Annotated in this window: 18 protein-coding genes and 1 pseudogene; 15 read left to right on the top strand and 4 right to left on the bottom strand. The window is 70.7% G+C overall.

The genetic code is table 11. The features are described 5' to 3' along the window. Positions 1 to 204: 204 nt before the first annotated feature. On the bottom strand, positions 205 to 762 hold the full coding sequence (locus tag ACIRF9_RS34160; RefSeq protein WP_403830193.1) for an NADAR family protein: 558 nt from the start codon (positions 760 to 762) through the stop codon (positions 205 to 207). Positions 763 to 973: 211 nt separating this feature from the next. On the opposite strand from ACIRF9_RS34160, the gene ACIRF9_RS34155 reads away from it, so the two are divergent. The 7 genes from ACIRF9_RS34155 (at position 974) to ACIRF9_RS34125 (ending at position 8,745) form a co-directional block, all read left to right on the top strand. Further along, the gene (locus ACIRF9_RS34155) at positions 974 to 2,518 is read left to right on the top strand and encodes a gamma-aminobutyraldehyde dehydrogenase (RefSeq protein ID WP_403830191.1); all 1,545 of its coding nucleotides are present in this window, start codon (positions 974 to 976) and stop codon (positions 2,516 to 2,518) included. A gap of 55 nt (positions 2,519 to 2,573) precedes the next feature. Beyond that, positions 2,574 to 3,821: a spermidine/putrescine ABC transporter substrate-binding protein gene (locus tag ACIRF9_RS34150; RefSeq protein WP_403830189.1), complete on the top strand. Its 1,248-nt coding sequence runs from the start codon at positions 2,574 to 2,576 to the stop codon at positions 3,819 to 3,821. Between the two features lie 5 nt (positions 3,822 to 3,826). Then, positions 3,827 to 4,978 carry an ABC transporter ATP-binding protein gene (locus ACIRF9_RS34145; protein WP_403830187.1) on the top strand — a complete coding sequence of 384 codons (1,152 nt, stop codon included), beginning with the start codon at positions 3,827 to 3,829 and terminating at the stop codon, positions 4,976 to 4,978. A 1-nt stretch (position 4,979) separates the two neighbouring features. Beyond that, a complete protein-coding gene (locus tag ACIRF9_RS34140) occupies positions 4,980 to 5,909 on the top strand; it encodes an ABC transporter permease (RefSeq protein WP_403830185.1) in 930 nt (309 codons plus the stop codon). A 1-nt stretch (position 5,910) separates the two neighbouring features. Further along, on the top strand, positions 5,911 to 6,711 hold the full coding sequence (locus ACIRF9_RS34135) for an ABC transporter permease (protein ID WP_403830182.1): 801 nt from the start codon (positions 5,911 to 5,913) through the stop codon (positions 6,709 to 6,711). A gap of 34 nt (positions 6,712 to 6,745) precedes the next feature. Then, positions 6,746 to 8,182, top strand: coding sequence for an NAD(P)/FAD-dependent oxidoreductase (locus ACIRF9_RS34130; protein WP_403830179.1), 1,437 nt, complete (start codon positions 6,746 to 6,748; stop codon positions 8,180 to 8,182). Positions 8,183 to 8,304: 122 nt separating this feature from the next. Continuing rightward, positions 8,305 to 8,745 carry a hypothetical protein gene (locus ACIRF9_RS34125; protein ID WP_403830177.1) on the top strand — a complete coding sequence of 147 codons (441 nt, stop codon included), beginning with the start codon at positions 8,305 to 8,307 and terminating at the stop codon, positions 8,743 to 8,745. A gap of 95 nt (positions 8,746 to 8,840) precedes the next feature. On the opposite strand, the gene ACIRF9_RS34120 is transcribed toward ACIRF9_RS34125, so the two are convergent. Both ACIRF9_RS34120 and ACIRF9_RS34115 read right to left on the bottom strand, forming a co-directional pair. Next, on the bottom strand, positions 8,841 to 10,448 hold the full coding sequence (locus ACIRF9_RS34120) for a PucR family transcriptional regulator (RefSeq protein ID WP_403830174.1): 1,608 nt from the start codon (positions 10,446 to 10,448) through the stop codon (positions 8,841 to 8,843). 93 nt (positions 10,449 to 10,541) lie between these two features. Next, positions 10,542 to 12,881 carry an ATP/GTP-binding protein gene (locus tag ACIRF9_RS34115; RefSeq protein ID WP_403830172.1) on the bottom strand — a complete coding sequence of 780 codons (2,340 nt, stop codon included), beginning with the start codon at positions 12,879 to 12,881 and terminating at the stop codon, positions 10,542 to 10,544. Positions 12,882 to 13,122: 241 nt separating this feature from the next. On the opposite strand from ACIRF9_RS34115, the gene gabT reads away from it, so the two are divergent. From gabT to ACIRF9_RS34090, 5 genes and pseudogenes are all read left to right on the top strand, one after another. Further along, a complete protein-coding gene (gabT, locus tag ACIRF9_RS34110) occupies positions 13,123 to 14,457 on the top strand; it encodes a 4-aminobutyrate--2-oxoglutarate transaminase (protein WP_403830170.1) in 1,335 nt (444 codons plus the stop codon). 145 nt (positions 14,458 to 14,602) lie between these two features. Beyond that, positions 14,603 to 14,821: pseudogene (locus tag ACIRF9_RS34105) on the top strand (phosphoesterase); the annotation flags it as partial. A gap of 224 nt (positions 14,822 to 15,045) precedes the next feature. Continuing rightward, the gene (locus ACIRF9_RS34100; RefSeq protein ID WP_403830168.1) at positions 15,046 to 16,698 is read left to right on the top strand and encodes a glycosyltransferase family 2 protein; all 1,653 of its coding nucleotides are present in this window, start codon (positions 15,046 to 15,048) and stop codon (positions 16,696 to 16,698) included. Positions 16,699 to 16,849: 151 nt separating this feature from the next. Continuing rightward, positions 16,850 to 17,608, top strand: a complete 759-nt coding sequence (locus ACIRF9_RS34095) for a phosphatase PAP2 family protein (RefSeq protein WP_403830165.1) — start codon at positions 16,850 to 16,852, stop codon at positions 17,606 to 17,608. A 122-nt stretch (positions 17,609 to 17,730) separates the two neighbouring features. Continuing rightward, a complete protein-coding gene (locus ACIRF9_RS34090) occupies positions 17,731 to 19,176 on the top strand; it encodes an aldehyde dehydrogenase family protein (protein ID WP_403830162.1) in 1,446 nt (481 codons plus the stop codon). Between the two features lie 97 nt (positions 19,177 to 19,273). On the opposite strand, the gene ACIRF9_RS34085 is transcribed toward ACIRF9_RS34090, so the two are convergent. Next, positions 19,274 to 22,111 carry a glycoside hydrolase family 3 C-terminal domain-containing protein gene (locus tag ACIRF9_RS34085; RefSeq protein ID WP_403830159.1) on the bottom strand — a complete coding sequence of 946 codons (2,838 nt, stop codon included), beginning with the start codon at positions 22,109 to 22,111 and terminating at the stop codon, positions 19,274 to 19,276. Positions 22,112 to 22,438: 327 nt separating this feature from the next. On the opposite strand from ACIRF9_RS34085, the gene ACIRF9_RS34080 reads away from it, so the two are divergent. The 3 genes from ACIRF9_RS34080 to ACIRF9_RS34070 are packed head-to-tail and all read left to right on the top strand — an operon-like array spanning position 22,439 to position 26,124. Continuing rightward, positions 22,439 to 24,139, top strand: coding sequence for an extracellular solute-binding protein (locus ACIRF9_RS34080; RefSeq protein WP_403830156.1), 1,701 nt, complete (start codon positions 22,439 to 22,441; stop codon positions 24,137 to 24,139). Between the two features lie 27 nt (positions 24,140 to 24,166). Further along, positions 24,167 to 25,204 (top strand): ABC transporter permease, encoded by a 1,038-nt coding sequence (locus ACIRF9_RS34075; protein WP_403830153.1) that lies wholly within the window; start codon positions 24,167 to 24,169, stop codon positions 25,202 to 25,204. Next, positions 25,201 to 26,124: a carbohydrate ABC transporter permease gene (locus tag ACIRF9_RS34070; RefSeq protein ID WP_403830150.1), complete on the top strand. Its 924-nt coding sequence runs from the start codon at positions 25,201 to 25,203 to the stop codon at positions 26,122 to 26,124. Before ACIRF9_RS34075 ends, ACIRF9_RS34070 begins: the two co-directional genes overlap by 4 nt. Positions 26,125 to 26,165: the final 41 nt, after the last annotated feature.

The following is a 26,165-nucleotide window of genomic DNA, read 5'->3' as shown; positions in this document are numbered from 1 at the left end:
GGCCTCGCTCGCCGGGTCGACGGTCCAGCGAGGCGATGTACCGGGCGTGGCCGGCTTCCGCGGCCCTCCGTCCGGCCGCTGCTGCCCCCGTCCGGCCGCCGCGGTCCGATTCCCGGACTCAGCCCCCCGCAGCGACCCCCGCGCCTTCATCAGCCCGAACCCCAGCAGTTTCGGCCCCCACCCCCGGCCCGGTCCCCGGAGGACTCAGTCCCCCCGCAGCCGCCCCCGCGCCTCCATCAGGGCGAAGCCCAGTAGGTTCGGGCCCCGCCAGCGCTCCGGGTCCATGGCGGCCTCGTCGTCTGCCGCGAGGCCGATGCCCCAGACGCGGTCGACGGGGCTTGCCTCGACGAGGACGCGGTTGCCCGTGCCGAGAAGGAAGGCGGTCAGTTCCGGGGTCGCGGCGAACTTGTGGACGCTGCCCTCGACGACGATCCGGAACCGCTCCCGCTGCCACACGGTCTCGTCGAAGCCGCGCACCAGTCGCCCGGCCTTCTTGGCCTGGGAGGGATGAGCGGCGGCCAGCGCCCGCCGCTCCGCCTCCGTGTCGCCGAACAGCCGTGCCTTCTCCGCCATCATCCAGTGCTCGGCCGTCGCATAGGTGACGCCGTCCACCACGAACGGTGACGGCCACCACTGACTCAGACAGCTCGCGCCCAAACGGCCGTCCGGCCTCGGCCGGTGTCCCCAGAAGTGCAGATACCTGATCCTCGCCCCCGCCCGGACCTCTCTGACCAGGGCCTCCCGACCATCGATCTTCTCCATGCACGCCAGCATGGCAGCCACCACTGACACTGCGTCCCGCCTTTTCCGCCCCGACTCGACACCTGGTCGACAGATTCCGTCGCGTAACCAAAAGGCAACAACGGAATCACTTGTTGGAGTGCCGTTGCTCTGTCAGGATCGGCACTCAAATCAAGCTGGAGCTACGCCACCCGCCCCCGCACCACGCGGGGCGAAGGCGGAGGAGAGCGACATGCAGAACCCGGGCACCGCCACCCCGGACACCGCCGACAGGTTCCCCGCACACGAACGCTTCGCGGCCGGCGCCCAGTACATCGCGGGCCGTCTCACCCACGGCACCTCGGGCCGCACCCACGCCGTGGTCGACCCGGCCACCGGCGAGGAGGTCCTCACCTACGAGCTGGCCTCCACGAGCGACGTCGACGCGGCCGTCGCCGCCGCCCGCGCCGCCTACCCGGGCTGGTCCGGGTCCACCCCCGCCGAGCGCTCCGACGCCCTGCACCGCTTCGCCGCCGTCCTCGCCGACCGCGCGGAGGACTTCGCCCGCGCGGAGTCCCTCCAGTGCGGCAAACCGCTGAAGCTGACCCGTGAGTTCGACGTCCCGGGGACGATCGACAACACCGCCTTCTTCGCCGGCGCCGCCCGCCATCTCCAGGGGCAGTCGGCCGGTGAGTACTCCGGCGACCACACCTCGTACGTCCGCCGCGAGCCCATCGGCGTCGTCGGCTCCATCGCTCCCTGGAACTACCCCCTCCAGATGGCCGCCTGGAAGATCCTCCCGGCGATCGCCGCGGGCAACACCATCGTCCTGAAGCCCGCCGAGCTCACCCCGCTCACCTCCCTCCTCTTCGCCCAGGCGGCGACGGAGGCCGGCATCCCCGACGGTGTGATCAACATCGTCACGGGGACGGGCCGGGAGGCCGGTGAGCATCTCGTGGGCCACCCCGATGTCGCCATGACCTCGTTCACCGGCTCCACCGCCGTGGGCAGGAGGGTCGCCGAGATCGCCACCGCGACCGTCAAGCGCCTCCACCTGGAGCTCGGCGGCAAGGCGCCCTTCGTGGTCTTCGAGGACGCCGACCTGGAGGCCGCCGTGAACGGCGCCGTGGCGGGCGCGCTCATCAACACCGGCCAGGACTGCACGGCCGCCACCCGCGCGTACGTGCAGCGGTCCCTGTACGAGGCGTTCGTCGAGCGGACCGCCGCCCTCATGGAGACCGTCCGGGTCGGGGATCCGTTCGCCCCGGGCACCGACCTCGGCCCGCTCATCTCGCACGTCCAGCGCGACCGCGTCGCCGGCTTCGTCGACCGGGCGCGTGCCCACGCGCGCGTGGTGACCGGCGGCGAGGCGCCCCAGGGCGAGCTCAAGGACGGCGCGTACTACCTCCCCACCCTGATCGCGGACGTGACGCAGGACAGCGAGGTCGTCCAGTCCGAGATCTTCGGACCGGTCCTGGTCGTGCTGCCCTTCGACGGCGACGACGAGGGCATCCGGCTCGCCAACGACACCCCGTACGGGCTCGCGGCCTCCGCGTGGACCCGGGACGTCTTCCGGGCGAACCGGGCGACCCGCGAGATCAAGGCGGGATGCGTGTGGATCAACGACCACATCCCGATCATCAGCGAGATGCCGCACGGCGGTTACAAGGCCTCCGGCTTCGGCAAGGACATGTCAGCGTACTCGTTCGAGGAGTACACCCAGATCAAACACGTTATGTTCGATAACACCGCGGTTGTCCGGAAGCCCTGGCACCGCACCATCTTCGGGGACTCATAAGCGACGACGATCGGCCGCCGACCACGGCCGGACCTCCCGAAAGGGCACCACGCGCATGGAGCAGTACGAGCCCGACCGCCTGAGCCCGGCCCAAGTGGCCGCCATACGGCGCAGTTTCCGGAGCGGCAGGGCGGCCATGACCCGCCGGTCGCTGCTGCGCGCCTCCGCCGGCGGCGCGCTCACCCTCGGCGGCCTCGGAGCGCTGAGCGCCTGCGGGATCCCCGCGGCCGGTCAGGCCAAGGGCGGCACGTCCGCCGAGGACCACTCGGCCAAGGAGAAGACCGTCAACTTCTCCAACTGGACCGAGTACATGGACGTCGACGAGAGCGGTAAGCGCCACCCCACCCTCGACGCCTTCGCCGAGCGCACCGGCATCAAGGTGAAGTACACCGAGGACATCAACGACAACAACGAGTTCTTCGCCAAGATCAAGCCGCAGCTCGCGGCGGGCCAGGACACCGGCCGCGACCTCATCGTCCTCACCGACTGGATGGCCGCCCGTCTGATCCGCCTCGGGTGGGTCCAGAAACTGGACGCCTCCAACCTGCCGCACGCCTACGCCAACCTGTCGGAGCAGTTCCGCAGCCCCGACTGGGACCCCGGGCGGGCCTACTCGTACCCCTGGCAGGGCATCTCCACCGTCATCGCCTACAACAAGAAGGCGCTCGACGGCGTCGAGGTGAAGTCGGTCTCCGACCTGCTCGACAACCCCAAGCTCAAGGGCCGGGTCGGCTTCCTCACCGAGATGCGCGACAGCATCGGCATGACCCTGCTGGACATGGGCAAGGACCCGGCGAACTTCACCGACGACGACTACGACGCGGCCATCGCCCGCCTCCAGAAGGGCGTCGACAGCGGCCAGATCCGCCGCTTCACCGGCAACGACTACACCTCCGACATCACCAGCGGCGACTTCGCGGCCTGTATCGCCTGGGCCGGTGACGTCGTCCAGCTGAAGGCGGACAGCCCCGACGTCGACTTCGTCATCCCGGACAGCGGCTACATGACGTCCAGCGACAACATGCTGATCCCCAACAAGGCACGTCACAAGACGAACGCCGAACGGCTCATGGACTACTACTACGAGCCGGGGCCGGCCGCCGAGCTCGCCGCGTACATCAACTACGTCTGTCCCGTCGACGGGGTGCAGGCCGAGCTTGCGAAGATCGACAAGGATGCGGCGACGAACCCGCTGATCATCCCCGACAAGGCCATGCAGGCGAAGTCCCACGCCTTCCGCTCGCTGAGCACGAAGGAAGAGACGGCCTACGAGGCGAAGTTCGCGAAGCTCACTGGGGCGTGACATCGATGAAGACCACCGACAACGGCAGCGGCGACGTCCGCCTCTCCGGCATCAGCAAGACCTACGGCTCCTTCACCGCCGTGCACCCGCTCGACCTGACCGTCCCGCAGGGCTCGTTCTTCGCCCTGCTCGGCGCCTCCGGCTGCGGCAAGACCACCACCCTGCGCATGATCGCCGGACTGGAGGAACCTTCCTCCGGAACCGTCCACCTCGGCGACCAGGACGTCACGGTCCTCCCGCCGTACCGGCGTCCGGTGAACACCGTCTTCCAGTCCTACGCCCTGTTCCCGCACCTCGACATCTTCGAGAACGTCGCCTTCGGTCTGCGCCGACGGGGCGTCAAGAGCGTGAAGAAGCAGGTCGAGGACATGCTGGAGCTCGTCCAGCTCGGTGAGCAGGCCCGCAAGAAACCGCACCAGCTCTCCGGCGGACAGCAGCAGCGCGTCGCCGTCGCCCGCGCCCTCATCAACCACCCCAAGGTGCTCCTCCTCGACGAGCCCCTCGGCGCCCTCGACCTCAAGCTGCGCCGCCAGATGCAGCTGGAGCTCAAGCGCATCCAGACCGAGGTCGGCATCACCTTCGTACACGTCACGCACGACCAGGAGGAGGCCATGACCATGGCCGACACGGTCGCCGTGATGAACGCGGGCCGCGTCGAGCAGCTCGGCTCCCCGACCGACCTGTACGAGAACCCGCAGACCACGTTCGTCGCGAACTTCCTCGGCACCTCCAACCTGATCGAGGCCGAGGTCGACACCAAGAGCGGCGACGACATCGTGCTGAAGGCGGGCGACGGCAAGCTGGTCCTCCCCGAGGCCCGCTGCTCCGCGCCGACCACGGCCGGCGGCAGGGTGCTGGTCGGCGTCCGCCCGGAGAAGATCTCCCTCACCCACGCCGACGACGCGGGCGAGATCCCCGAGGGCCGCAACCGCATCACCGGGAAGATCGCCAACTCCTCGTTCATCGGCGTCTCCACCCAGTACGTGATCGACAGTCAGGTCTGCCCCGAGTTCGAGGTCTACGCCCAGAACATCGACCGCGACTCCCGGCTGGTCCCCGGCGCCGACGTCGTCCTGCACTGGGCCCCCGCCCACACCTTCGGACTCGACGCGGCCCAGGACATCGACGCCGGCATCGACGAACAGGCGGCGGTCTGACATGGCGACGCTCACCGAGGCGCCCCCGCCGCTCTCCCCGGAGGCTCCCGCGAAGAAGCCGCCGCGCAAGCGGGGCCGCTGGACGCCGTACTGGCTGCTGCTGCCCGGCATTCTCTGGCTGCTCGTGTTCTTCGCGCTGCCGATGATCTACCAGGCCTCCACGTCCGTGCAGACGGGCTCACTGGAGGAGGGCTACAAGGTCACCTGGCACCTCGCCACCTACTGGGACGCGCTGAGCGAGTACTGGCCGCAGTTCCTGCGCTCGGTCCTCTACGCGGCCTCCGCGACGATCCTCTGCCTGATCCTGGGCTACCCGCTGGCCTACCTGATCGCCTTCCGCGCGGGACGCTGGCGGAACCTGATCATGATCCTGGTGATCGCGCCGTTCTTCACCAGCTTCCTGATCCGCACCCTCGCCTGGAAGACGATCCTCTCGGACAGCGGCCCGGTCGTCGGGGTCCTCAACACCCTGCACGTCCTGGACGTCACCACCTGGCTCGGCTGGACCTCCGGCGACCGGGTCCTCGCCACCCCGCTCGCGGTCGTGTGCGGTCTGACGTACAACTTCCTGCCGTTCATGATCCTGCCGCTCTACACCTCGCTGGAGCGCATCGACGTACGGCTCCACGAGGCGGCCGGCGACCTGTACGCCAAGCCGATCACCACCTTCCGCAAAGTCACCTTCCCGCTGTCGATGCCCGGTGTCGTCTCCGGCACCCTGCTGACCTTCATCCCGGCGGCCGGCGACTACGTCAACGCGGAACTGCTCGGCTCGACCGACACCCGCATGATCGGAAACGTGATCCAGACGCAGTTCCTGCGCGTCCTGGACTATCCGACGGCGGCGGCCCTGTCGTTCATCCTCATGGCGGCGATTCTCCTCATGGTCACCTTCTACATCCGCCGGGCGGGGACGGAGGAGCTGGTCTGACATGTCAGTCGTCAATTGGTTCAAGCGCAATCTCGTCGTCATCGCGGGCCTGCTGACCCTCGGTTATCTGCTGCTGCCCAACGTCGTCGTCACGGTGTTCTCCTTCAACAAACCGAAGGGCCGCTTCAACTACGAGTGGCAGCAGTTCTCCACGGACGCCTGGAAGGACCCCTGCGGGGTCGCCGGCATGTGCGACTCGCTGTCGCTCAGCCTCCAGATCGCGATCTGGGCGACGATCGGCGCGACCCTGCTCGGCACGGCGATCGCCTTCGCGCTGGTCCGCTACCGCTTCCGCGCTCGGGGCGCCGTCAACTCGCTGATCTTCCTGCCGATGGCGATGCCCGAGGTCGTCATGGCCGCCTCGCTGCTCACCCTCTTCCTCAACCTGGGTGCACAGCTCGGCTTCTGGACGATCCTGATCGCCCACATCATGTTCTGCCTCAGCTTCGTCGTGGTCGCCGTCAAGGCGCGCGTCCTGTCCATGGACCCCCGCCTGGAACAGGCCGCCCAGGACCTCTACGCCGGACCGGCGCAGACGTTCCTGCGCGTCACCCTGCCCATCGCGGCCCCCGGAATCGCCGCGGGCGCGCTGCTCGCCTTCGCGCTCTCCTTCGACGATTTCATCATCACCAATTTCAACGCGGGCTCGACCGTCACCTTCCCCATGTTCGTCTGGGGTTCGGCACAGCGCGGAACGCCCGTCCAGATCAACGTCATCGGTACGGCCATGTTCCTCGTCGCCGTACTGCTCGTCCTGGCCTCGATGGTCATCGGAAACCGCCGTCGCAAGCAAAAGGCGTAAGCCTTTCGGAAACCCTCCGTGGGGAGTTGAAATCATGGCCCCAAGCGCCATGAGCCGTGGCACAGAAGACAACAACTGGACAAAGGCACTGTCCGAAGCCCAGCCGGTCCCGTACTGGCTGGAAGACCCCGGCAAGCCCCACCCCGAGCCCGCCCTCACCGGCGCCGAGACCTGCGACCTGCTGGTCGTCGGCGGCGGGTACAGCGGACTGTGGACCGCGCTCGTCGCCAAGGAGCGCGACCCGCGGCGGGACGTGGTGCTGCTGGAGGGCCGCGAGGTGGGCTGGGCCGCCTCGGGCCGCAACGGAGGCTTCTGCGCGGCCTCCCTCACCCACGGGCTGCCCAACGGGCTGGCCCGCTGGCCGGACGAGATCCACACACTGCAGGAGCTGGGCGCGCGCAACCTCGACGAGATCGAGGCGGCGATCGCCCGGCACGGCATCGACTGCGACTTCGAACGCACCGGCGAGATCGACGTCGCGACCGAGACGTACCAGGCGTGGGAACTGCGCGACTGGTACGAGGAACTCGACCGCAAGGGCCTCGCCGAGGGCATCGACTTCCTCGACGCCGACGCGGTCCGCGAACAGGTCGCCTCGCCCACCTTCGAGGCGGGCCTGTACGACCGGCGGGGCGTGGCCATGCTCCACCCCGCCAAGCTCGCCTGGGGCCTCAAGAAGGCGTGCGTCCGGCTCGGCGTCCGCGTCTACGAGCACACGCCCGCGCTGGACCTGAAGGCCTACGGCGCCGGGATGACCGTACGCACCCCGTACGGGAGGGTCCGGGCCCGGCAGGTCGCCCTCGGCACGAACATCTTCCCGAACCTGGTCAAGCGGGTACGGGCGTACACCGTCCCGGTCTACGACTACGCGCTGATGACCGAACCGCTCACCGCCGAGCAGCTCGGTTCGATCGGCTGGAAGAACCGGCAGGGCCTCGGGGACTCCGCCAACCAGTTCCACTACTTCCGGCTGTCCGCCGACAACCGGATCCTGTGGGGCGGGTACGACGCGATCTACCCGTACGGCGGCCGCGTCCGCGCCGAGTACGACGACCGGCCGCAGACGTACGCCAAGCTCGCCGGGCACTTCTTCACCTGCTTCCCGCAGCTGGAGGGGGTCCGCTTCACCCACGCCTGGGGCGGGGCGATCGACACCTGCTCGCGCTTCTCGGCGTTCTTCGGCACCGCCCACCAGGGGAAGGTCGCCTACGCGGCCGGATACACGGGCCTGGGCGTCGGGGCCACCCGGTTCGGCGCCGAGGTGATGCTGGACCTCCTGGCGGGGGAGCGGACCGAGCGCACCGCGCTGGAGATGGTCCGCAGGAAGCCGCTGCCCTTCCCGCCCGAGCCGTTCGCCTGGACCGGGATCGCGCTCACCAAGTGGTCGCTGGCACGGGCGGACGCGCACGGCGGCCGGCGCAACCTGTGGCTGCGGGCCATGGACCGGCTGGGGCTGGGCTTCGACAGCTGACCGCTGTCGGCGGCCTGTGACCCGGTTCACTCCAACGGGTGGGCACAACCCGCGTAATGGCAGGCCAGGGCCTCCCTCTCCCTCGTGACGCGACCGCGTCGACGAGAGAGGGAGGTCTTCTCATGGCTGGGGCGAAGACGGCGGCCGAGTGGCTGGCATCCGTCGCACCGGATCCCGAGGCCTGCCGCTGGGAGTGGGAACGTGGCCCCCTGGGGGTCGCGCTGCTGCCGGCGGGCAGGGCCTGGGACGTACTCATCCTGCCGGGCCGGCTCGGCTATCCCACGCTCGACGTGCTCACCCGCATCCTCGACCAGCCGGGGCCCGTGCTGGTCGACTTCGGTGACGACCGCATGGGCTTCTTCGTGCCACCGGGCACGGCGGCCCGCTGGATCGGCACCGGCATCCGCACGGCCGGCGCCGGCACCTGGATCGTCGTCCCCCACCCGGGCCGCTCCACCGGTGCCGTCCGCTGGCTGGTCCCACCGGACGGCACCGGCACCCTGACCGACCCGTCCCTCCTGGAACTGGCGATGCATGAGGCTGCCGCCGGTTTGGCCGACTAGGCGCAGTGCCGGGACCCGTCGTCAGTCGGCTGCGGCGCCATCGTGGCTGGTCGCGCAGTTCCCCGCGCCCCTTACCGGTGCTGCACAGCCGCTTCTCATTCCGGCGCCGTCGCCTTCAGCGCCAGCCACAGCTCCATCCGCACGTCGGGATCATCAAGAGAGCGACCGAGGATTTCCTCGACCCTCCGCATCCGATAGCGCAGCGTATGGCGGTGGACTCCGAGGTCGGCCGCGGCCGCGTCCCACTGGCCGTGGCGGGAGAGCCAGGCGCGCAGCGAGGCGACCAGGTCGCCGCGGCCCGTCGCGTCGTGCTCGTGCAGCGCCCGCAGCAGACCGTCCGCGAACGCCTTCACCGCGTCGTCCGCGAGCAGGGGGAGGACCGAGCCGGCCGCGACCTGCTCGTGCTCGACGAAGACCCTGCCCCTGCGCCGGGCCACCGACAGCGCCTGCTCGGCCTGCCGGTACGCCGCTGCCGCCGCGATCGGACCGGCCGGTGCCGACAGGCCGACGACCAGCTCCTCGTCCTCGCGCCCCTCACCGTTCGCGCGCGCCCCCTCCAGCGCCGCCGTGTACCGGGTGACCGCCGCGACCGCGGCGCCCCCGTCCGCCGCCAGCACCACGAGCCGCTCGCCCTCGGGCACCACGAGGACCGCCTCGCCGGAGCGGGCGGCGGCGGACTCCACCACTTCGGTGAGGCCGCCGAGGGGGTCGCCGTCCGGCTCGGTGCCGGCCGACGGCCGTTCCGCGACGATCACCCGGAACGGGGCGTCCAGCAGCTCGCCGTACAGGTCGCCGGCGACGGCGCGGGCGTGGTCCGGTTCGCCCGCCAGGAGCATCCGCAGGACGGCCGTGCCGATGCGCTGCTCCGCCGCGTGCAGGGAGCGGGAGCGTTCCGTCGTGAGGGTGAGCAGGGCGATCGCCGAGTGGACCGCGTACCGCTCCGCCGTGCCCAGGGCGGCCGCCGTGCCGACGGCGAGCGCGGCGCGCGGGCGGCGGCCGGTGCCCAGGGTGTGCAGCTCGATCCGGTCGGCGTTCTCGGCCGCCTCGCCGTTCTCGGCCGGACCCGCCCCGCCGACCACCGCCGACGCGGGCGCCGGCCGCTCGCGCAGCCGCTCCACGTCCGCCGTGAGCCGCGCCGCCCGCCGGCCCGCCCACTCCGGCGCGGTCGCGACCACGGCGCCCGAGGCGTCGTACAGCGCCGCCCAGCCGTCGACCTGCGAGGCGAGCGAGGCCAGCAGCCCCTCCGGGCCGTCCGAGAGCGCCTGCTTCGTCAGCTCCCGCTGGGCCGCGAACCCGGCCGTCACCGCCCGGTACTGCTCGGCCGCGATCGCCGCCGACACCGCCTTGCTGATCGCGAGGAACGGCGTACGGCGCGGTACCTCGAGCAGCGGCAGGCCCTCCTGCTCCGCCGCGTCGACCAGCGCCTTCGGGACGTCGTCGTAGTTGACCCCGACCGCGAAGCCGAGCCCGACCACCCCGGCCCCGACCAGGCGCTTCACATAGCGCCGCATGGCCTCGGGGTCCTCCGCGTCCAGCTTCAGCGCGGTGATCAGCAGCAGTTCCCCGCCCTCCATGTACGGCACGGGGTCCGCGAGCTCGCTGACGTGCGCCCAGCGCACCGGCACGTCCAGGCGGTCCTCGCCCGCCCGCACGGTCAGCTTGAGCGCGGAGTGGTGGACGAGCGAGGCGAGCGTGGGAGGCATGGGGCCTTCAGTCGGGGAGAATGATCCTTTGGCCGCCGCGTATGAACGGCCTGTGCCGATTCTGCCTCACTGGCGAGGTGCCCGTACGCCCCTTCAGCCCCTCAGGTCGACCAGGAGCGGCGGCGCGTGCTCGCCCCCGACGCTCGTCAGGGACAGGACCGCGTGACCCGGCGGCACCTCGTGCGCCAGCTGTGACGCCGACCACCGTTCCCGCTCCACCTGCTTCACGGTCACCGCGTCGGTGGTCACCGCCTTGCCGGTGACCAGCTTGCGCAGCGCGTGGATGGCGCGGGTCATCGGCTGGTCGGCGAACACGGTGTGCTGGGCGACCTCCGTGGTCTCCACCCACTCGGTGCCCCAGGCCTGCGCGAACCGGCTGCCGTCCCAGGTGGTGATCCCGGAGAACGCCATCCGGCAGCCCACCGCCCCGTACAGCGGCCCGTGCAGCGCCTCCGGCACGTCGCCGACGGTCCGCAGGGCGAGGACCACGCCCGCGTTCTGCGAGCGCAGCCGCTGGATCCGGCGCACGGACCCGGCGGTCACCGCCCCCGTCGCGTCGTCCAGGACCAGGCAGACGAAGTGCCCGCGCCGGCCCTCCCGTACGACCGCGTGGAACTGGGCGAGGACCAGCCGGGTGATCAGCCGTCCCGCCTCCTCGTGGCCCCGCTCGGGAAGGTCGACGCGGACCCGCAGCGGATGGTGGGCGACGGCGCGGAGCGAGAACCCGCGGTGCGCCTCCCCGCCGCCGCCGAAGAACTCGGCGAACACCGGCCGGTTCAGCAGGGCGAGCCGGTCGGCGAGGGCGCGGCCCGGGTCGCCGGGCGTACCGGTCTGCCGGATCCGCGCCTCCAGCTCACGGCGCATCACCTCGTCCCCGGCCACCGCCTCCCGCAGCGCGGCCAGCGCACCCGGCTCGCCCTCGAGCAGCTCGCGCAGCTCGGCGAGCCCCGGGAAGCGGCCGTGCGCGGCCCGGTAGGGGCCGAGCAGCTGGGCGAGCGCGGTCGCCGCGCTCTGGCCGTTCACCGTGTCCAGGTCGCCGACCAGTGCCTCGGCGAGGATCGCGGCCGCCTCGTCGGGGTCGTCGGACTCGGCGTACGGGTCCAGATCGTGCACCGAGGACGGGTCGCCGATCCTGACGATCACGTCGAAGGAGGAGTCGGCGCCGAGCGGGGCGCCGCCGGGGGAGGACACCGCCACGACCGCGCAGCCGCCGGTCAGCGCCTGCAGGGCCAGCGCCTCCGTCAGCGGCTCGACCAGCGTGCGGGTCTTGCCCGAGCCGGACGGGCCGACCGCGAGCAGCGAGGTACCCAGCACGTCCGGGCCGAGCGCGGCGCCCGCGTCGTGGTACGTCACCGGGGTGCGCTCGGCGGCCACCCAGCGGCCGATGCGCACCTGTCCGGCGAGCAGGTCGTGGCGCGCGGCACGCCGGGGCAGGTCGCGGGCGCCGGAGGGGTGGGTCCAGGCCGCCCCGCCCTGCCGCAGCACGGTCTCCCGGAAGTCGGGCAGCCCCAGCGACCAGGCCCGGCGCACCCGCGCGCAGTCCACGTCGTTCATCCGCCCGGCGGCCACCTCGCCGGTGAGCAGCTCGGCGGCCTCGCCCTGCCCGGCGTCCCGCAGCTCGGGCCACTGGGCGGGGGGCCGCGCGACGGCGGGGGCGGGCGCCTTCCCGTCCCCCCGGGCGGCGAGTCGTTCCTTCAGATACGGCCACCAGCCGCCGGCCAGGGCGAACGGCCACACCACGAGCAGCGTGACGACCGCGTACAGGGTGTCCGTGAACAGGACGGAGGCGAACAGCTCGTAACTCCCGCTGATCAGGACGATCAGGGAGAACAGCGGGTCGACGACCGGCAGCGCGTCCCAGCCGACCCCGAAGGCGCCGGGGAACACGAAGCTGAGGGCGGCCAGCGCGCACAGCAGGGCGAGCAGGGCACGGACGGGCTGCGGACGGCGGCCCACGAAGTGCCGCAGCGCCTGCGGCCAGCCGCCCAGCCGGCCCATGGAGAACAGGAGAACCGCGAAGAAGACACCGTCGTAGACCACCCGGGCCTCGGCGCCCTCATTGGTCTTCGGCGAGGCGATCGTGCCGCCCCACCACCAGTCGCCCGGGGTGAACAGCCGCAGCAGCGTGAACTGGTACGGCAGGCTGCCCCGCCGCCACAGCGACCACAGCACCAGCGCCACCACCAGCGGCACGAGCATGCCGATCACCGTCACCGGCGCCAGCCGCTCCGTCGGCCGGGCGGCCTTGGGCAGCCGGTACCCGAAGCGCCAGATGCCGGGCTTCGCCGCCGGCCGGGGCTCGTCGAGCCAGCTCCCCACGGCCGACGCGGGCGGCGGGGCCGCGGGTCGCGGCGGCACCGCCGGCGGCCCCGCCGGGCGCGGCACAGGATTCGCATGCGTGCCCCGCGCGTCCCGCGTCCCGTCGCTGTCCATCGCCCTTGCCCCCTGACCAGCCGTTCCGTCCACCGTCAGCGGCCAATCTAACGCCCCCGCAAGGGGAGTTCACCGCTTACGCGGCCGGGCCTGCGCGGATCACCGGCCGGCCGTCACTGTCCACGGCGGACAACCGGCCCCGCCGACAACGCCCACATGGAGCATGCCGACCCCCCGTTCCCCGTCCTAGCCTGCGAGAAAGGAAACAAAGGAAACAGAAGAAAACCCCCAGGAGCCCGTCATGACCGCCCTTCCGCAGGAGCGCCGGATCGTCACCGCCATCCCCGGCCCGAAGTCGCAGGAGCTGCAGGCCCGCCGCGTCGCCGCGGTCGCGCAGGGCGTGGGCTCCGTGCTGCCGGTGTTCACCGCGCGCGCGGGCGGCGGCATCATCGAGGACGTCGACGGCAACCGTCTGATCGACTTCGGCTCCGGCATCGCCGTGACCAGCGTCGGCGCCTCCGCCGAGGCCGTCGTACGCCGCGCCTCCGCCCAGCTCGCCGACTTCACCCACACCTGTTTCATGGTCACCCCGTACGAGGGCTACGTGGAGGTCGCCGAGGCCCTCGCCGAGCTCACCCCGGGGGACCACGCCAAGAAGTCCGCGCTGTTCAACTCCGGCGCCGAGGCCGTCGAGAACGCCGTCAAGATCGCCCGCGCCTACACCAAGCGCCAGGCGGTCGTCGTCTTCGACCACGGCTATCACGGCCGTACGAACCTGACGATGGCGCTGACCGCGAAGAACATGCCGTACAAGCACGGCTTCGGCCCCTTCGCGCCCGAGGTCTACCGCGTGCCCGTCGCGTACGGCTACCGCTGGCCGACCGGCCCGGAGAACGCCGGCCCCGAGGCCGCCGCGCAGGCCATCGACCAGATCACCAAGCAGGTCGGCCCGGACAACGTGGCCGCGATCATCATCGAGCCGGTGCTCGGCGAGGGCGGCTTCATCGAGCCGGCCAAGGGCTTCCTGCCGGCGATCAGCAAGTTCGCCGCCGACAACGGCATCGTCTTCGTCGCCGACGAGATCCAGTCGGGCTTCTGCCGCACCGGCCAGTGGTTCGCCTGCGAGGACGAGGGCATCGTCCCGGACCTGATCACCACCGCCAAGGGCATCGCGGGCGGTCTGCCGCTGGCCGCCGTCACCGGCCGCGCCGAGATCATGGACGCCGCGCACGCGGGCGGCCTGGGCGGCACCTACGGCGGCAACCCGGTCGCCTGCGCGGGCGCGCTCGGCTCGATCGAGACGATGAAGGAGCTCGACCTCAACGCCAGGGCGAAGAACATCGAGGCGATCATGAAGGCCCGCCTCACCGCCATGGCCGACAAGTTCGACATCATCGGTGACGTGCGCGGACGCGGCGCGATGATCGCCATCGAGCTGGTCAAGGACCGTACGACCAAGGAGCCCAACCCGGAGGCGACCGCCGCGCTCGCCAAGGCCTGCAACCAGGAGGGCCTGCTGGTCCTGACCTGTGGTACCTACGGCAACGTGCTGCGCTTCCTGCCGCCGCTGGTCATCGGCGAGGACCTGCTGAACGAGGGCCTCGACATCATCGAGCAGGCCTTCGCGCGCATCTGACGGCCGACGTCACGCGCATCTGAGCCCAGGCCCCGCACAGCTGATTCCCACGGACGGCAGACGGTGTGAAGAAGGTGTGCGGGGTGGATGGCGGGACGGGATTCCGCCTGTTGCACCGGGTGCCACTGCCGTACGTTCTACCCAGATGAGAGATACACCCGCTCACAGGGGACTGTGGGCGAACCCCAGGCCGGGGCCTCCCCAGCTTCGACCTGGTCGTGCCCTCGCGCACACAACCGGAGCCTCCGGCTCCGGATCTCCTCACCGATCGGACAGTCGCCCGCCCCAAACCCCCCGGGGCGGCCGGCGTTCCGATCCGGACGGCCACCCCGGAACCTCCCCCCCTGTTCCGGGGTGGCCGACCTCCTTCTCTTCCTCGTCGTAGGTGTAGACCACGGCACGGGACCCCGGACTGCGTCCGGGGTCTTCGTTCTTTCAAGGAGCGCGGCCCCGCCGACGCGCCCCGCACACAACATGACGGGAAATCAACTGTTAACGCGTAGAGGACAGTTGAACCCTTTGCGAAACCAGTAAACGAAGGGTAAAACTAGGGCCTACTTGTCATGAACGGTTCCCGGGGGGGAATTGGTGTCGGAACCTGTCATCACCGTTGTCATAGGCGCTTACAACGCCATGCCCTATCTGACCCGCTGCCTGCAGTCGGTGGTCGAGCAGTCACTGGGGGAATACACACTCGAGTGCCTGGCCGTCGACGACGGGTCGACCGACGGCACCGGCAAGGAGCTGGACCGTTTCGCCGCCGCGTATCCCGACCTCGTACGCGTCGTCCACCAGCCGAACTCCGGCGGCCCGAGCGGCCCGCGCAACGTCGCGATCGGACTGGCCCGGGGGCGTTACGTCTTCTTCCTGGACGCCGACGACTACCTCGGCCCGCACGCCCTGCGCCGCATGGTCGAGATGGCCGAGCGCAACGGCTCCGACGTGGTGCTGGGCAAGTACGTCGGCGTGGACTGCGACGTGCCCCGCTCCATGTTCGAGGCCAACCAGGAGGTCGTCGACCTCGGGACCTCCCGCGTCTGGTACGCCCTGACCCCGCACAAGCTGTTCCGGCGCTCGTTCCTCGACGAGCGCGGGCTGCGCTTCGACGAGGACATCCGCATCGGCGAGGACCGTCTCTTCGTCACCAAGGCGTATCTTCAGGCCTCCGTGGTCTCGGTGGTCGCCGACGAGGACTGCTACTTCAAGGTCAAGCGCGACGACAACGGCAACATCACCAGCAGCTACAGCGACCTCGCGAAACGCTTCGAGACCGCCCGGCGGATCATGGCCGCGATCAGCGCGTACAGCGAACCCGGCCCGGTGCGCGACGCCGCGCTGCTGCGGACCTTCCGGGGCGGCCTGCTGGACTCCTTCTCCTGGCGGTTCCCGCTGCTGGAGGAGAGCGAGCAGCTCAAGGCCATGGGGATCGTCAAGGAACACGTGGACGCGTTATACACCCCGGAACTCGACGCCCTGATGACCGTCCCGCACCGCCTCTTCGCCCACTGCGCACGGCACGGCCTGCGGCGGGAGCTGATCGAGATCATCGAGTTCCTGAAGGAGGAGCGGGCCGGGCACGCCTCGCACGACATCGTCGTGGACGACGGGCGCGCCCACGCGGCCTACCCGTACTTCCGTGACGAGCGGGCCGGCATTCCCGACTCCTGCTACGACGTCACCGGCGACCTGCGCCAGGACGACCGGCTGGACGCCGTGCAGTGGCAGCGCAAGGGGCGCCGTGGCGTCCTCCGGCTGCGCGGCCACGGTTTCATCGAGAAGGTGCCCACCCGTGAGCCGGCCACCGAACTGGTGCTGCGGGCACGTGGTGACGGCCGTGAGGTGCGCATCCCCGTACGGCCCGCACCGGCCCCCGCGCTCGACGCCGCCCACGGCACGGCGGGCTTCACCGTCGACGTCGACATCACCAGGGCCCTGGACGGCGGCCCGCTGACCAAGGGGGTGTGGGACGTCTACCTCACCGTCCGCACCCAGGGCCTGAGCACCCGCCGCCGCTACGGCGCCCGCAAGGCCGACGACCTCGCCCCGGCCGTCGGCGGCAGCAGCGCCGGCCTGGCGGTCAAGCCGTACTACACCGCGTACGGCAACCTCAGCCTGGACATCACCTCGGCGAAGGCCAAACGCAAGCCGAAGAACCTCAAGCGACGCATACGCAGAAAACTCAGCGGCCTGACCCGCCGCCACCTGAGAAGCATGGCGCGCCTTCGCCGGGCACGCCCCTGATCGCCGCAGGCGATCAAGGGGCGCGGGGCCGTGCCGATGTGCGGCTCCGCCGCGTGGGCGCGACCAGCCACAACACACCCGCACCCGTACGACGTACCCCGCTCCCGCAGCGTGCCGCACGCCATGCCCCGTGCCTGAGAGGCTGTAGGGCATGTCGACCAGCCCCGACCAGCAGACCGAGGGCGTGCCCACCGCGACGCCCCCAGCGGCCCCGGCGGGCGCGGGGACCGGGGCGGAGCCCCGCGCCCCCCGCCCCGGCCTGCCGGCGATCCTCCTCGGCCTCCCCGCCCTCCTCTTCGCACTGATCACCTGGCAGGTCGCCGTCGACGGCCCCCTGCTGGGCCCGGACGACCGTCTCAGCCGGGCCCTGATCCACCCCGACCGCTTCTCGGAGCTGCTCTCCGACCTGGGAGACGTGCAGATCGCGGTGCCGGTGCTGGTGCTGGTGACGGTGTACGTGGCCCTGCAGGGGCAGGCCTCGGGGCAGCGGCGCTGGTGGCTGCCGCCCGTGGCGTCCGTCGTCCTGATGACACTGGTGCCGCTGATCGTCGTACCCCTGAAAGAGTGGACCGCCCGGCCCGGCACCCCCGCCGTGCCGCCCGCCACCGGCTACTACCCCTCCGGGCACACGGCGACGGCGGCCGTCGCCTACGGCTCGGCGGCGATGATCCTGCTGCCGTGGCTGCTGACGGCCCTCGCCCGGCGGCTGGCCGTCGCCACGGCCGGTCTGCTCGTCCTCGCCGTGTCCTACGGGCTGGTCCGGCGCGGCTACCACTGGCCGCTGGACGTGGGGGCCAGCTGGTGTCTGTGCACGGTGCTGCTCGGCGCGCTGTGGCTGTTCCTGCGCGCGTCGACCCGCCCTCCCGCCGACCGCGCCACCACACGGGACGCCCACCGCGCCAAACCGTAGTACGCCGACCGTCCACCAGTACGACTCGGACAAGCGCTCCCGCGCCCCACCACCCCTACCGTGGACCACGAAAAGCCACAGCACAGCACACCCCCCAACGCGGAAGGGCCGGGAACGCCACTATGACTTCCACCCACGCCTTCTGGCTCGCCGGCCGCCAGGCCACCGGCGAGGACAGCTTCGACGTCACCTCCCCGTGGGACGGGCGACTCGTCGGCAAGGTCAGCGTGCCGACGGACGCGCAGGTCGAGGAGGCCGTGGCCGCCGCGTACGCCGTGCGTGAGGAGTTCGCCGCCACCCCGGCCCACGTCCGTGCCGCCGCCCTCGACCACGTCAGCAAGCGGCTCGTCGAGCGCACCGAGGAGATCGCCCAGCTGATCTCCGCCGAGAACGGCAAGCCGATCAAGTGGGCCCGGGGCGAGGTCGGCCGGGCCGTCTCGGTGTTCCGGTTCGCGGCCGAGGAGGCCCGGCGCTTCAACGGCGGCGAGGCCCAGCGGCTCGACACCGACCTCGGCGGCCAGGGCCGGCTGGCGCTCACCCGCCGCTTCCCGAAGGGCGTCGTGCTGGGCATCGCGCCGTTCAACTTCCCGCTGAACCTGTGCGCCCACAAGGTCGCCCCGGCGATCGCGGCCGGCGCGCCGATCATCCTCAAGCCGGCGCCCGCGACCCCGCTGTCCGGGCTGATCATCGGCGACCTGCTCGCCGAGACGGACCTGCCGGCCGGCTCCTGGTCGATCCTGCCGGTCTCCAACGACCGCATGCCCGCCCTCGTCCAGGACGAGCGGCTGCCGGTCATCTCCTTCACCGGCTCCGAGAAGGTCGGCTACGCGATCATGGACTCGGTGCCGCGCAAGCACTGCACCCTGGAGCTGGGCGGCAACGGCGCGGCCGTCGTCCTCGGCGACTTCGCGAGCGACGCCGACCTGGACTGGGCCGCCACCCGTATCGCCACCTTCTCCAACTACCAGGGCGGCCAGTCCTGCATCTCGGTGCAGCGGGTCATCGCCGACGCCTCCGTGTACGACCGGCTGCTGCCGCGTATCGTCGCCGCCGTCGAGGCCCAGGTCACCGGCGACCCGTCCCACGACACCACCGACGTCGGCCCGCTGGTCAGCGAGGACGCGGCCAAGCGCGTCGAGACCTGGGTGGACGAGGCCGTCGCCGCGGGCGCCTCGCTGCTCGCCGGTGGCAAGCGCGACGGTGCCTCCTACGCGCCGACCGTCCTCACCGACGTACCGTCCGACACCAAGATCGCCTGCGAGGAGGTCTTCGGACCGGTCCTCACCGTGCGGAAGGTCGACGGCGAGGCCGAGGCCTTCGCGGCCGTCAACTCCTCCAAGTACGGCCTCCAGGCGGGTGTGTTCACCCATGACCTCCAGGTCGCCTTCCGCGCCCACCGCGCGCTGGAGGTCGGCGGTGTCGTCATCGGTGACGTGCCCTCCTACCGCGCCGACCAGATGCCGTACGGCGGCGCCAAGCAGTCGGGGGTGGGCCGCGAGGGCGTGAAGTTCGCGATGGACGACTACACCTACGAGCGGGTGCTGGTCCTCACGGGCCTCGCACTGTAGTAAACGGGAACCATTTTCATATAGGCTTCCCGAAGGGGTCCGGCACCGATGCCTTCCGGTGCCGGACCCCTTCTTCGTGCCGACTGTCCCCGGACCCTCAACCGGAGAAGCCGACGTGCGCCAGCCGCAGCGGGCCGCGCAGTCTGAGGTGCAGGTCCTGTACGCCGTCGGCGGCGAAGGGAGCCTCGACGGTGACGTAGTCGTACGGCCCCGGCGTGGGCGTCCCCACGGTCAGCGCGGCATGGGCCGCACCGCCGCCCAGCGACACCTCGACCGTGCCCGAACCGGCCACCGTCACCCGTACGCCCGTCGTGCCGGCGCCGAAGTCGCAGGCCCGGTAGACCAGCTCGCCGGAGCCTTTGGCGACGGGTGTCACCGCGTCGCCCGACACCTTGGTGCGGTCGACGATCTCCGTACCGCTCTGCTCGTCGAAGTCGGCGGCGGCCAGCCCGCGGGCGCGGACCGGGCGGGCCATGGCCGGCTCGCCGTCCAGCACGACGGTCCCGCGCAGCCGGATGTCCTCGCTCGACCCGCCGACCAGCAGCTCGTACGGCCCCGGCTCCAGCCGCCAGTCGCCCCGCGCCACGTCCCAGAACGCGAAGGCGGACAGCGGCACCTCGAAGACGAGCTCCGTCCGCGCACCGGGGGCGAGACTCACCCGGCGGTGCTCCAGCAGCTCGCGGCGCGGCCGGGTGACCGACGGGTCCACGGCGCGCGTGTACAGCTGGGCGACCTCGTCGGCCGTCATGTCGCCGGTGTTGGTGACCGTGAACGCGATCCGCGCCCGGCCGTCCTCGACCTCCACCGCCAGGTCGGCGTAGGAGAAGGACGCGTACGACAGGCCGTGGCCGAAGGGGAAGAGGGGGCGGCCCTCGAAGTACAGGTACGTCTGGCGGGCGCCGATCACGTCGTAGTCGAGCAGATCGGGCAGGTCGGCGTCGTCGGCGTACCAGGTCTGGGGGAGACGGCCGGCCGGGGAGACGTCACCGGCCAGCACCCGGGCCAGGGCGGTGCCGGCGGCCTGGCCGCCGTGGGCCGTCCACAGCACCGCGCCCAGCCGGCCGGGTTCGAACGCGTACGGGTACGCCGACACGACCGCCAGCACCGTGCGCCGGCCCGAGGCCCTGGCCGCCTCCAGGATCCGCTCCTGGTGGGCCGGGAGGCGCAGTGTCGTACGGTCCTCGGTCTCGCGCCCGTTGATGTGCGGGTCGTTGCCCGCCACGACCACGACCACGTCGGCCCCGGCGGCGACGCGGGCCACCGCGTCCTCGCCACGCTCGACGACGACGACCTCGAAGACCTCGGCGTCCTCCTCGGCAACCCGGACGCCGTCGGCGGCGACACAGACGTGGCGACCCGTTCCCAGGTGCCGTAGGAGGTGACCGTTGCCGTGGGGTTCCAGGCGGAACGTCTCCTGGACGACCCAGCCGCCCGGCTGGTCGGCGGAGGCGCGCAGGTGTCCGTCCTCGGCGACCGAGAGATAGCGGCCGTCGGGAGCGCGCAGGGTCAGGACACCCTCGCCCCAGTCCACCAGCGCCAGTTCCGTGCCGGCGGTGTCCGCGGTCAGCGGCGGGAGGTCGGTGCGGCCCGCGAGCAGCGCCGGGTCCAGCGCTCCCTCGGCGCCGCGGACCTCGTCGGACGCCTCGGGGGCCGCCGGGACCCTCAGGAACGTCCCCGCCGAGGTCTTCAGGAGGATCCGGTCGACGCCCTCGGCGAACTCCACGCGCTCGGCGCCGAACCGCTCGTACAGACCCTCCAGGGGAGTGGAGCGGTGGATCAGGGTGCCGCTGTACCAGTCGAGCTTGCACTCGTCGGCGAGCAGGCCGACGACCGCGATCCTGGTGTCCGCGGCCAGCGGCAGCACACCGTCGTTGCGCAGCAGCACGATCGCCTGCTCGGCGGCCTCCCCGGCCAGGGCGCGGTGGGCCGGGGTGTCGAACTCGCCGGTGCCCGCGTACGGGTCGTAGTGCGGGTCGAACTCGCCCAGGCGGAAGCGGACCGAGAGCTGCCGGCGGACGGCGGCATCGATGTCGGCCTCGGTCAGCAGACCCTGTTCGAGGGCACCGCGCACCCGCGCGGTGATCTTCGAACCGTCCGTGCCGTGGTCGGTGAAGCTGTCGACGCCGGCCTGGAGCGCGGCGGCCGTCGCCTCCTCGTGGGTGTCGAAGTAGTGCTCGGAGTCGACCAGGTTCGAGGGCGCGCCCGCGTCCGAGCAGACCAGCAGCTCCTCGTCGGTCCAGGCGCGCAACTGCTCGCGCAGATACGGCGAGACATGGTTGGGGCGGCCGTTGACCAGGTTGTACGCCGGCATCACCCCGGCCACCGCGCCCGCCTCGACCGTCTCCCTGAAGGCCCGCAGGTCGTACTCGTGCAGTACACGCGGGCGCACCGACGAGGACGTGACGTCCCGGCCGGTCTCGTTGTTGTGGGCCAGCCAGTGCTTGAGGACCGGGGCCGTGCGCCAGTACGTGGGATGTTCACCGCGCAGGCCGTGCGTGTACGCGGTCGCGATGGCCGAGGTCAGCTTCGGGTCCTCGGAGTAGCCCTCCTCGTTGCGGCCCCACAGGGGGTGGCGCAGCAGGTTGACCGTGGGCGACCAGACGTTGAGGCCCACGCGCTCGTCGCGGGCGCGCATCGCCCGGACCTCCTTGGACACGGCCTCGCCGACCCGCCGTACGAGATCCGTGTTCCAGGTCGCGCCCAGCCCCACGGCCTGCGGGAACACCGTCGCCGGACCCATCCACGCCACACCGTGCAGGGCCTCCTGGCCGGTGCGGAACGCGGCGATGCCGAGCCGTTCGACGGCCGGGGCGAACTGGTGCAGGAAGGAGACCTTCTCGTCCGGGGTGAGCCGCGCCAGCAGATCGTCGATGCGCTTCGCGAACGGCAGATGCGGATCACGGAAAGGCGGCGTGGGCGGCGTGAGTGCGGTCACGTGGGGATCCCTTTGCGATGGAGCGGCGAGGCGCTTTCGAAGCGCTTCGATGCTCATTCGACGCAGGGCTGGGTGTCAAGGGGAGCTCACGCTTATTTCAAGCGGGGCATACGAACAGGTCACCCCGGATACCTCGGAGGAATCTTGGGAGCGACCCTTGTGCACCCCCGGGTGTTCACTTAACCTCGCAGCAACATCGAAGCGCTTCGACTGAAAATCTCCGTGACAGGGGTCGGAGGATCCGCTTCAGCTCAGCCAGTTCCACTCGAGACACCGCAGCCGACGGCCCCCGCCGGGTGTCCTGGTGCGCCATGAAGGGTTGACGCAATGACGCCGAACGCCGCTTCCGCTTCCGGTTCCTCCGGCCCGAGCCGGAGAAGCTTCCTCTCCTCCACGGCGGTCGCCACCGCAGCGGTGGCGGGAGGGATGCCGCTGCTGTCCGCCTGCGGCGGCACGGACAGCGGCTCGCGCGACGGCACCACCTCGGGCAAGGACGCCAAGAAGATCCTCCCGGCGTACGTCGCCTCCAACGTGGTGACGCCCGACATCCCGGCCAAGAACGGCTCCGCGGTCGGCTTCACCAGCAAGCTCGACCTGGCCGGCCTGAAGACCTCGGTGCCGAAGAAGCTCGGCAAGGGCGGCGAGGTGACCATCATGTCGCCGTTCTGGGGCTCCCCGCCCAAGGCCGACAACGCCTACTACAAGGGGATGAACGACGTCATCGGCGTCGACGTCGTCTGGCAGAACCAGGACGGCAACACCTACGAGCAGAAGCTCGGCGCGGTCCTCGCCTCCAGCGACGTACCGGACGTGGTCGTCGTCCCCGGCTGGAACATGAACGGCCGGATACCCAGCGCGATCATCAGCAAGTTCGCCGACCTGGGCCCCTACCTCTCCGGTGACGCGGTCAAGGAGTTCCCGAACCTCGCCGCGATCCCCACCGACGCCTGGCAGCGCTCCATCTTCGGCGGCAAGCTGCGCGGCCTGCCGATGCCCGCGCCGTACGTCACCAGCATCGTGCCCCTCTACCGCAAGGACATCTTCGACAAGGAGGGGTACGAAGTCCCCACCACCGCCGACGAGTTCCACGCCCTGGCCAAGGAGATCACCAACGCCAAGGCCAAGCGGTGGGCCTGCCTCGACATGAAGTGGACGGCCTGGAACCTCTTCGGGGTGTTCTCCGGTGAGGAGAAGTCGCTCGGCTGGAACGTCGTCGACGGCAAGCTGATCAACCGCATCGAGACCCAGGAGTACCTCGAGGCGATCGAGTGGACGCGCAAGCTGTTCGCCGACGAACTCGTCCACCCCGACGCCAAGCTGGGCAAGAGCAGCGCCACCGACCCGGGACCGAAGTTCGCGGCCGGCGAGTTCCTCATCTACAACCAGGACATCTCGCAGTGGTACAGCCGCACCGCCGAACAGGCCACCCAGAACCCGGACTTCAAGATCTGGGGCATGGACCTCTTCGCCCACGACGGCGGCACCCCCACCTTCTGGGCCAAGAACCCGGCCGGCATCTTCGCCTTCATCAACAAGAAGGCGTCCGAGTCGGTCGTCCGTGACGTCCTGGCCGTCGCCAACGTCACCGCCGCGCCGTACGGCACCAAGGAATTCATGATGACCAACTACGGCGTGGAGGGCACCCACTACACCCTCAAGGACGGCGTCCCGGTCAAGACCGACCAGGGCAATATCGACGTCCTGAACGCCTATGTGATGATCGCCAGCCCCGCCGCGACCCTCGCCCACCCCGACTTCCCCGAGGTCACCAAGGGACAGGTCGAATGGCAGCAGAAGGTCGGCGCCCACACCAAGAAGTCCTCCTTCTACGGCATGCAGATCACCGAGCCCACCCGCTGGGCCAACCTCTACAGCGACTTCGAGCAGCTCGAGGACGACATCATCCGCGGCCGCAAGAAGATCGGCGACATGCAGCAGGCCGTCTCCGACTGGAAGAGCAAGGGCGGCGACAAGCTGCGCGACTGGTACCAGAAGATTCTCGACGAGAACGGTTCGGCGGCGAGCTGACCCGGCACCGAGGCAAGGAGAACGGCCGTGTCCCACAGCACGGTGCCTCGGAGCGGGACCGAGGCAGACGAGACGGCGAAGACCCCGGTGGCGTCCGGCGACGCCACCGGCTCCGGAGCCGGACAGCGCTCCTCCGGGAAGCTGAGCCTGCGTCTGAGGTTCAGACGTGACCGGATCCTGCTGCTGATGACCCTGCCGGCCGTCGCGCTGGTCCTGCTCTTCAACTACGTGCCGATCCTGGGCAACATCGTCGCGTTCCAGGACTACGACCCGTACATCAGCGACAACGGCATCGTCTCCATGCTGCACAGCCCCTGGGTGGGTCTGGAGAACTTCCAGCGCATCTTCGAGGACTCGGCCTTCTGGGACGCGGTCACGAACACGCTGGTGCTGTTCTTCCTGCAGCTGGTGCTGTACTTCCCGATCCCCATCCTGCTCGCCCTGCTGATCAACAGCGTGGTCAGGCCCAGGGTGCGGGCGGTCTCGCAGGCGATCCTGTACCTGCCGCACTTCTTCTCCTGGGTGCTGGTCATCGCGGTCTTCCAGCAGCTGTTCGGCGGAGCGGGCATCCTCTCCCAGCTTCTGCGCCAGCACGGCTACGACGGCCTCGACATCATGACCGACCCGGAGACCTTCAAGTACCTGATCACCGCGCAGAGCGTCTGGAAGGACGCGGGCTGGGGCATCATCGTCTTCCTCGCCGCCCTGTCCTCGGTCCCCACGGACCTGTACGAGGCCGCCGCGATGGACGGCGCCGGGCGCTGGCGCCGCATGTGGCACGTGACGCTCCCCGCGCTGCGTCCGGTGATCGCGCTGCTGCTGGTGCTGCGGGTCGGCGACGCACTGACCGTCGGCTTCGAACAGATCCTTCTCCAACGGGACTCCGTCGGCCCCGGGGCCTCGGAGGTCCTCGACACCTTCGTCTGGTGGAACGGCGTGCGCAACCAGGACTTCGGGTACGCGGCCGCCGCCGGGCTGGTCAAGGGCGTCGTCAGCCTCGGGCTGGTCCTCGCCGCGAACAAGGTGGCCCATCTCATGGGCGAGCAGGGGGTGTACAAGAAGTGAGCGCGGTGATCGAAAAGTCTCGTCCATGGTCCGCCCCGCCCCGGCCGGCCTGGGAGGAGGAGCCCAGCAGGGCCGGGCTGGCGGGCAAGGGGCTGGTCCTCGCACTGGCCTGCTTCGGCATCCTCTTCCCGATCTGGATCGTGGTCGTCACCAGCCTCTCCTCCCGCCGGACGATCGACGAGGCGGGCGGACTGGTGATGATCCCCAAGGGCATCACCTTCGTCGCCTACAAGGAGCTGCTCAGCGGCGGCCAGGTGACCCGGGCCGCGGTGATCAGCGTCCTGATCACGCTGGTGGGCACGCTGTTCTCGATGGCGGTGTCGGTGCTGTGCGCCTACGGTCTCTCCCGCATGGGCTCACTGGGCCACCGCTGGCTGCTGATGCTTCTGCTGGCCACGATGTTCTTCAGCGCCGGCCTGATCCCGACGTACCTGCTGGTGCAGTCCCTGGGCCTGACGGACACCTACCTCGCGCTGATCCTGCCCAGCGCGGTGAGCGTCTTCAACATCCTGGTGCTGCGCGGCTTCTTCATGGGCATCTCCCAGGAACTGATCGACAGCGCGCGGATCGACGGGGCGGGGGACTTCCGGATCCTGTGGCAGATCGTCATGCCGCTGTCCCGGGCGGTGCTGGCCGTCATCACCTTGTTCTACGCCGTCGGGTACTGGAGCGCCTGGTTCAACGCGTCGCTCTACCTCAACGACCAGGACATGATGCCGCTGCAGAACGTCATGATCCAGCTGGTCCAGAAGCAGGAGGCGCCAGTGGGACTGGGCCAGGCCATCAAGACCGGTGAGCTGTCCGGGCTGGCCGTGCAGATGGCGGTGATGGTGATGGCGTTGCTGCCGGTGGCCGTCCTGTCCCCGTTCGTCCAGAAGCATTTCAAGAAGGGGATGCTGACGGGGGCGGTCAAGGGGTAGCCGGCGCTCACTGTCCCGGGGGGCTTGGGTTGTACGGCGGC

The organism is Streptomyces sp. NPDC096132, assembly GCF_044763345.1.
GTDB lineage: Bacteria > Actinomycetota > Actinomycetes > Streptomycetales > Streptomycetaceae > Streptomyces.
This window is presented reverse-complemented; position numbering and strand designations above follow the sequence as displayed.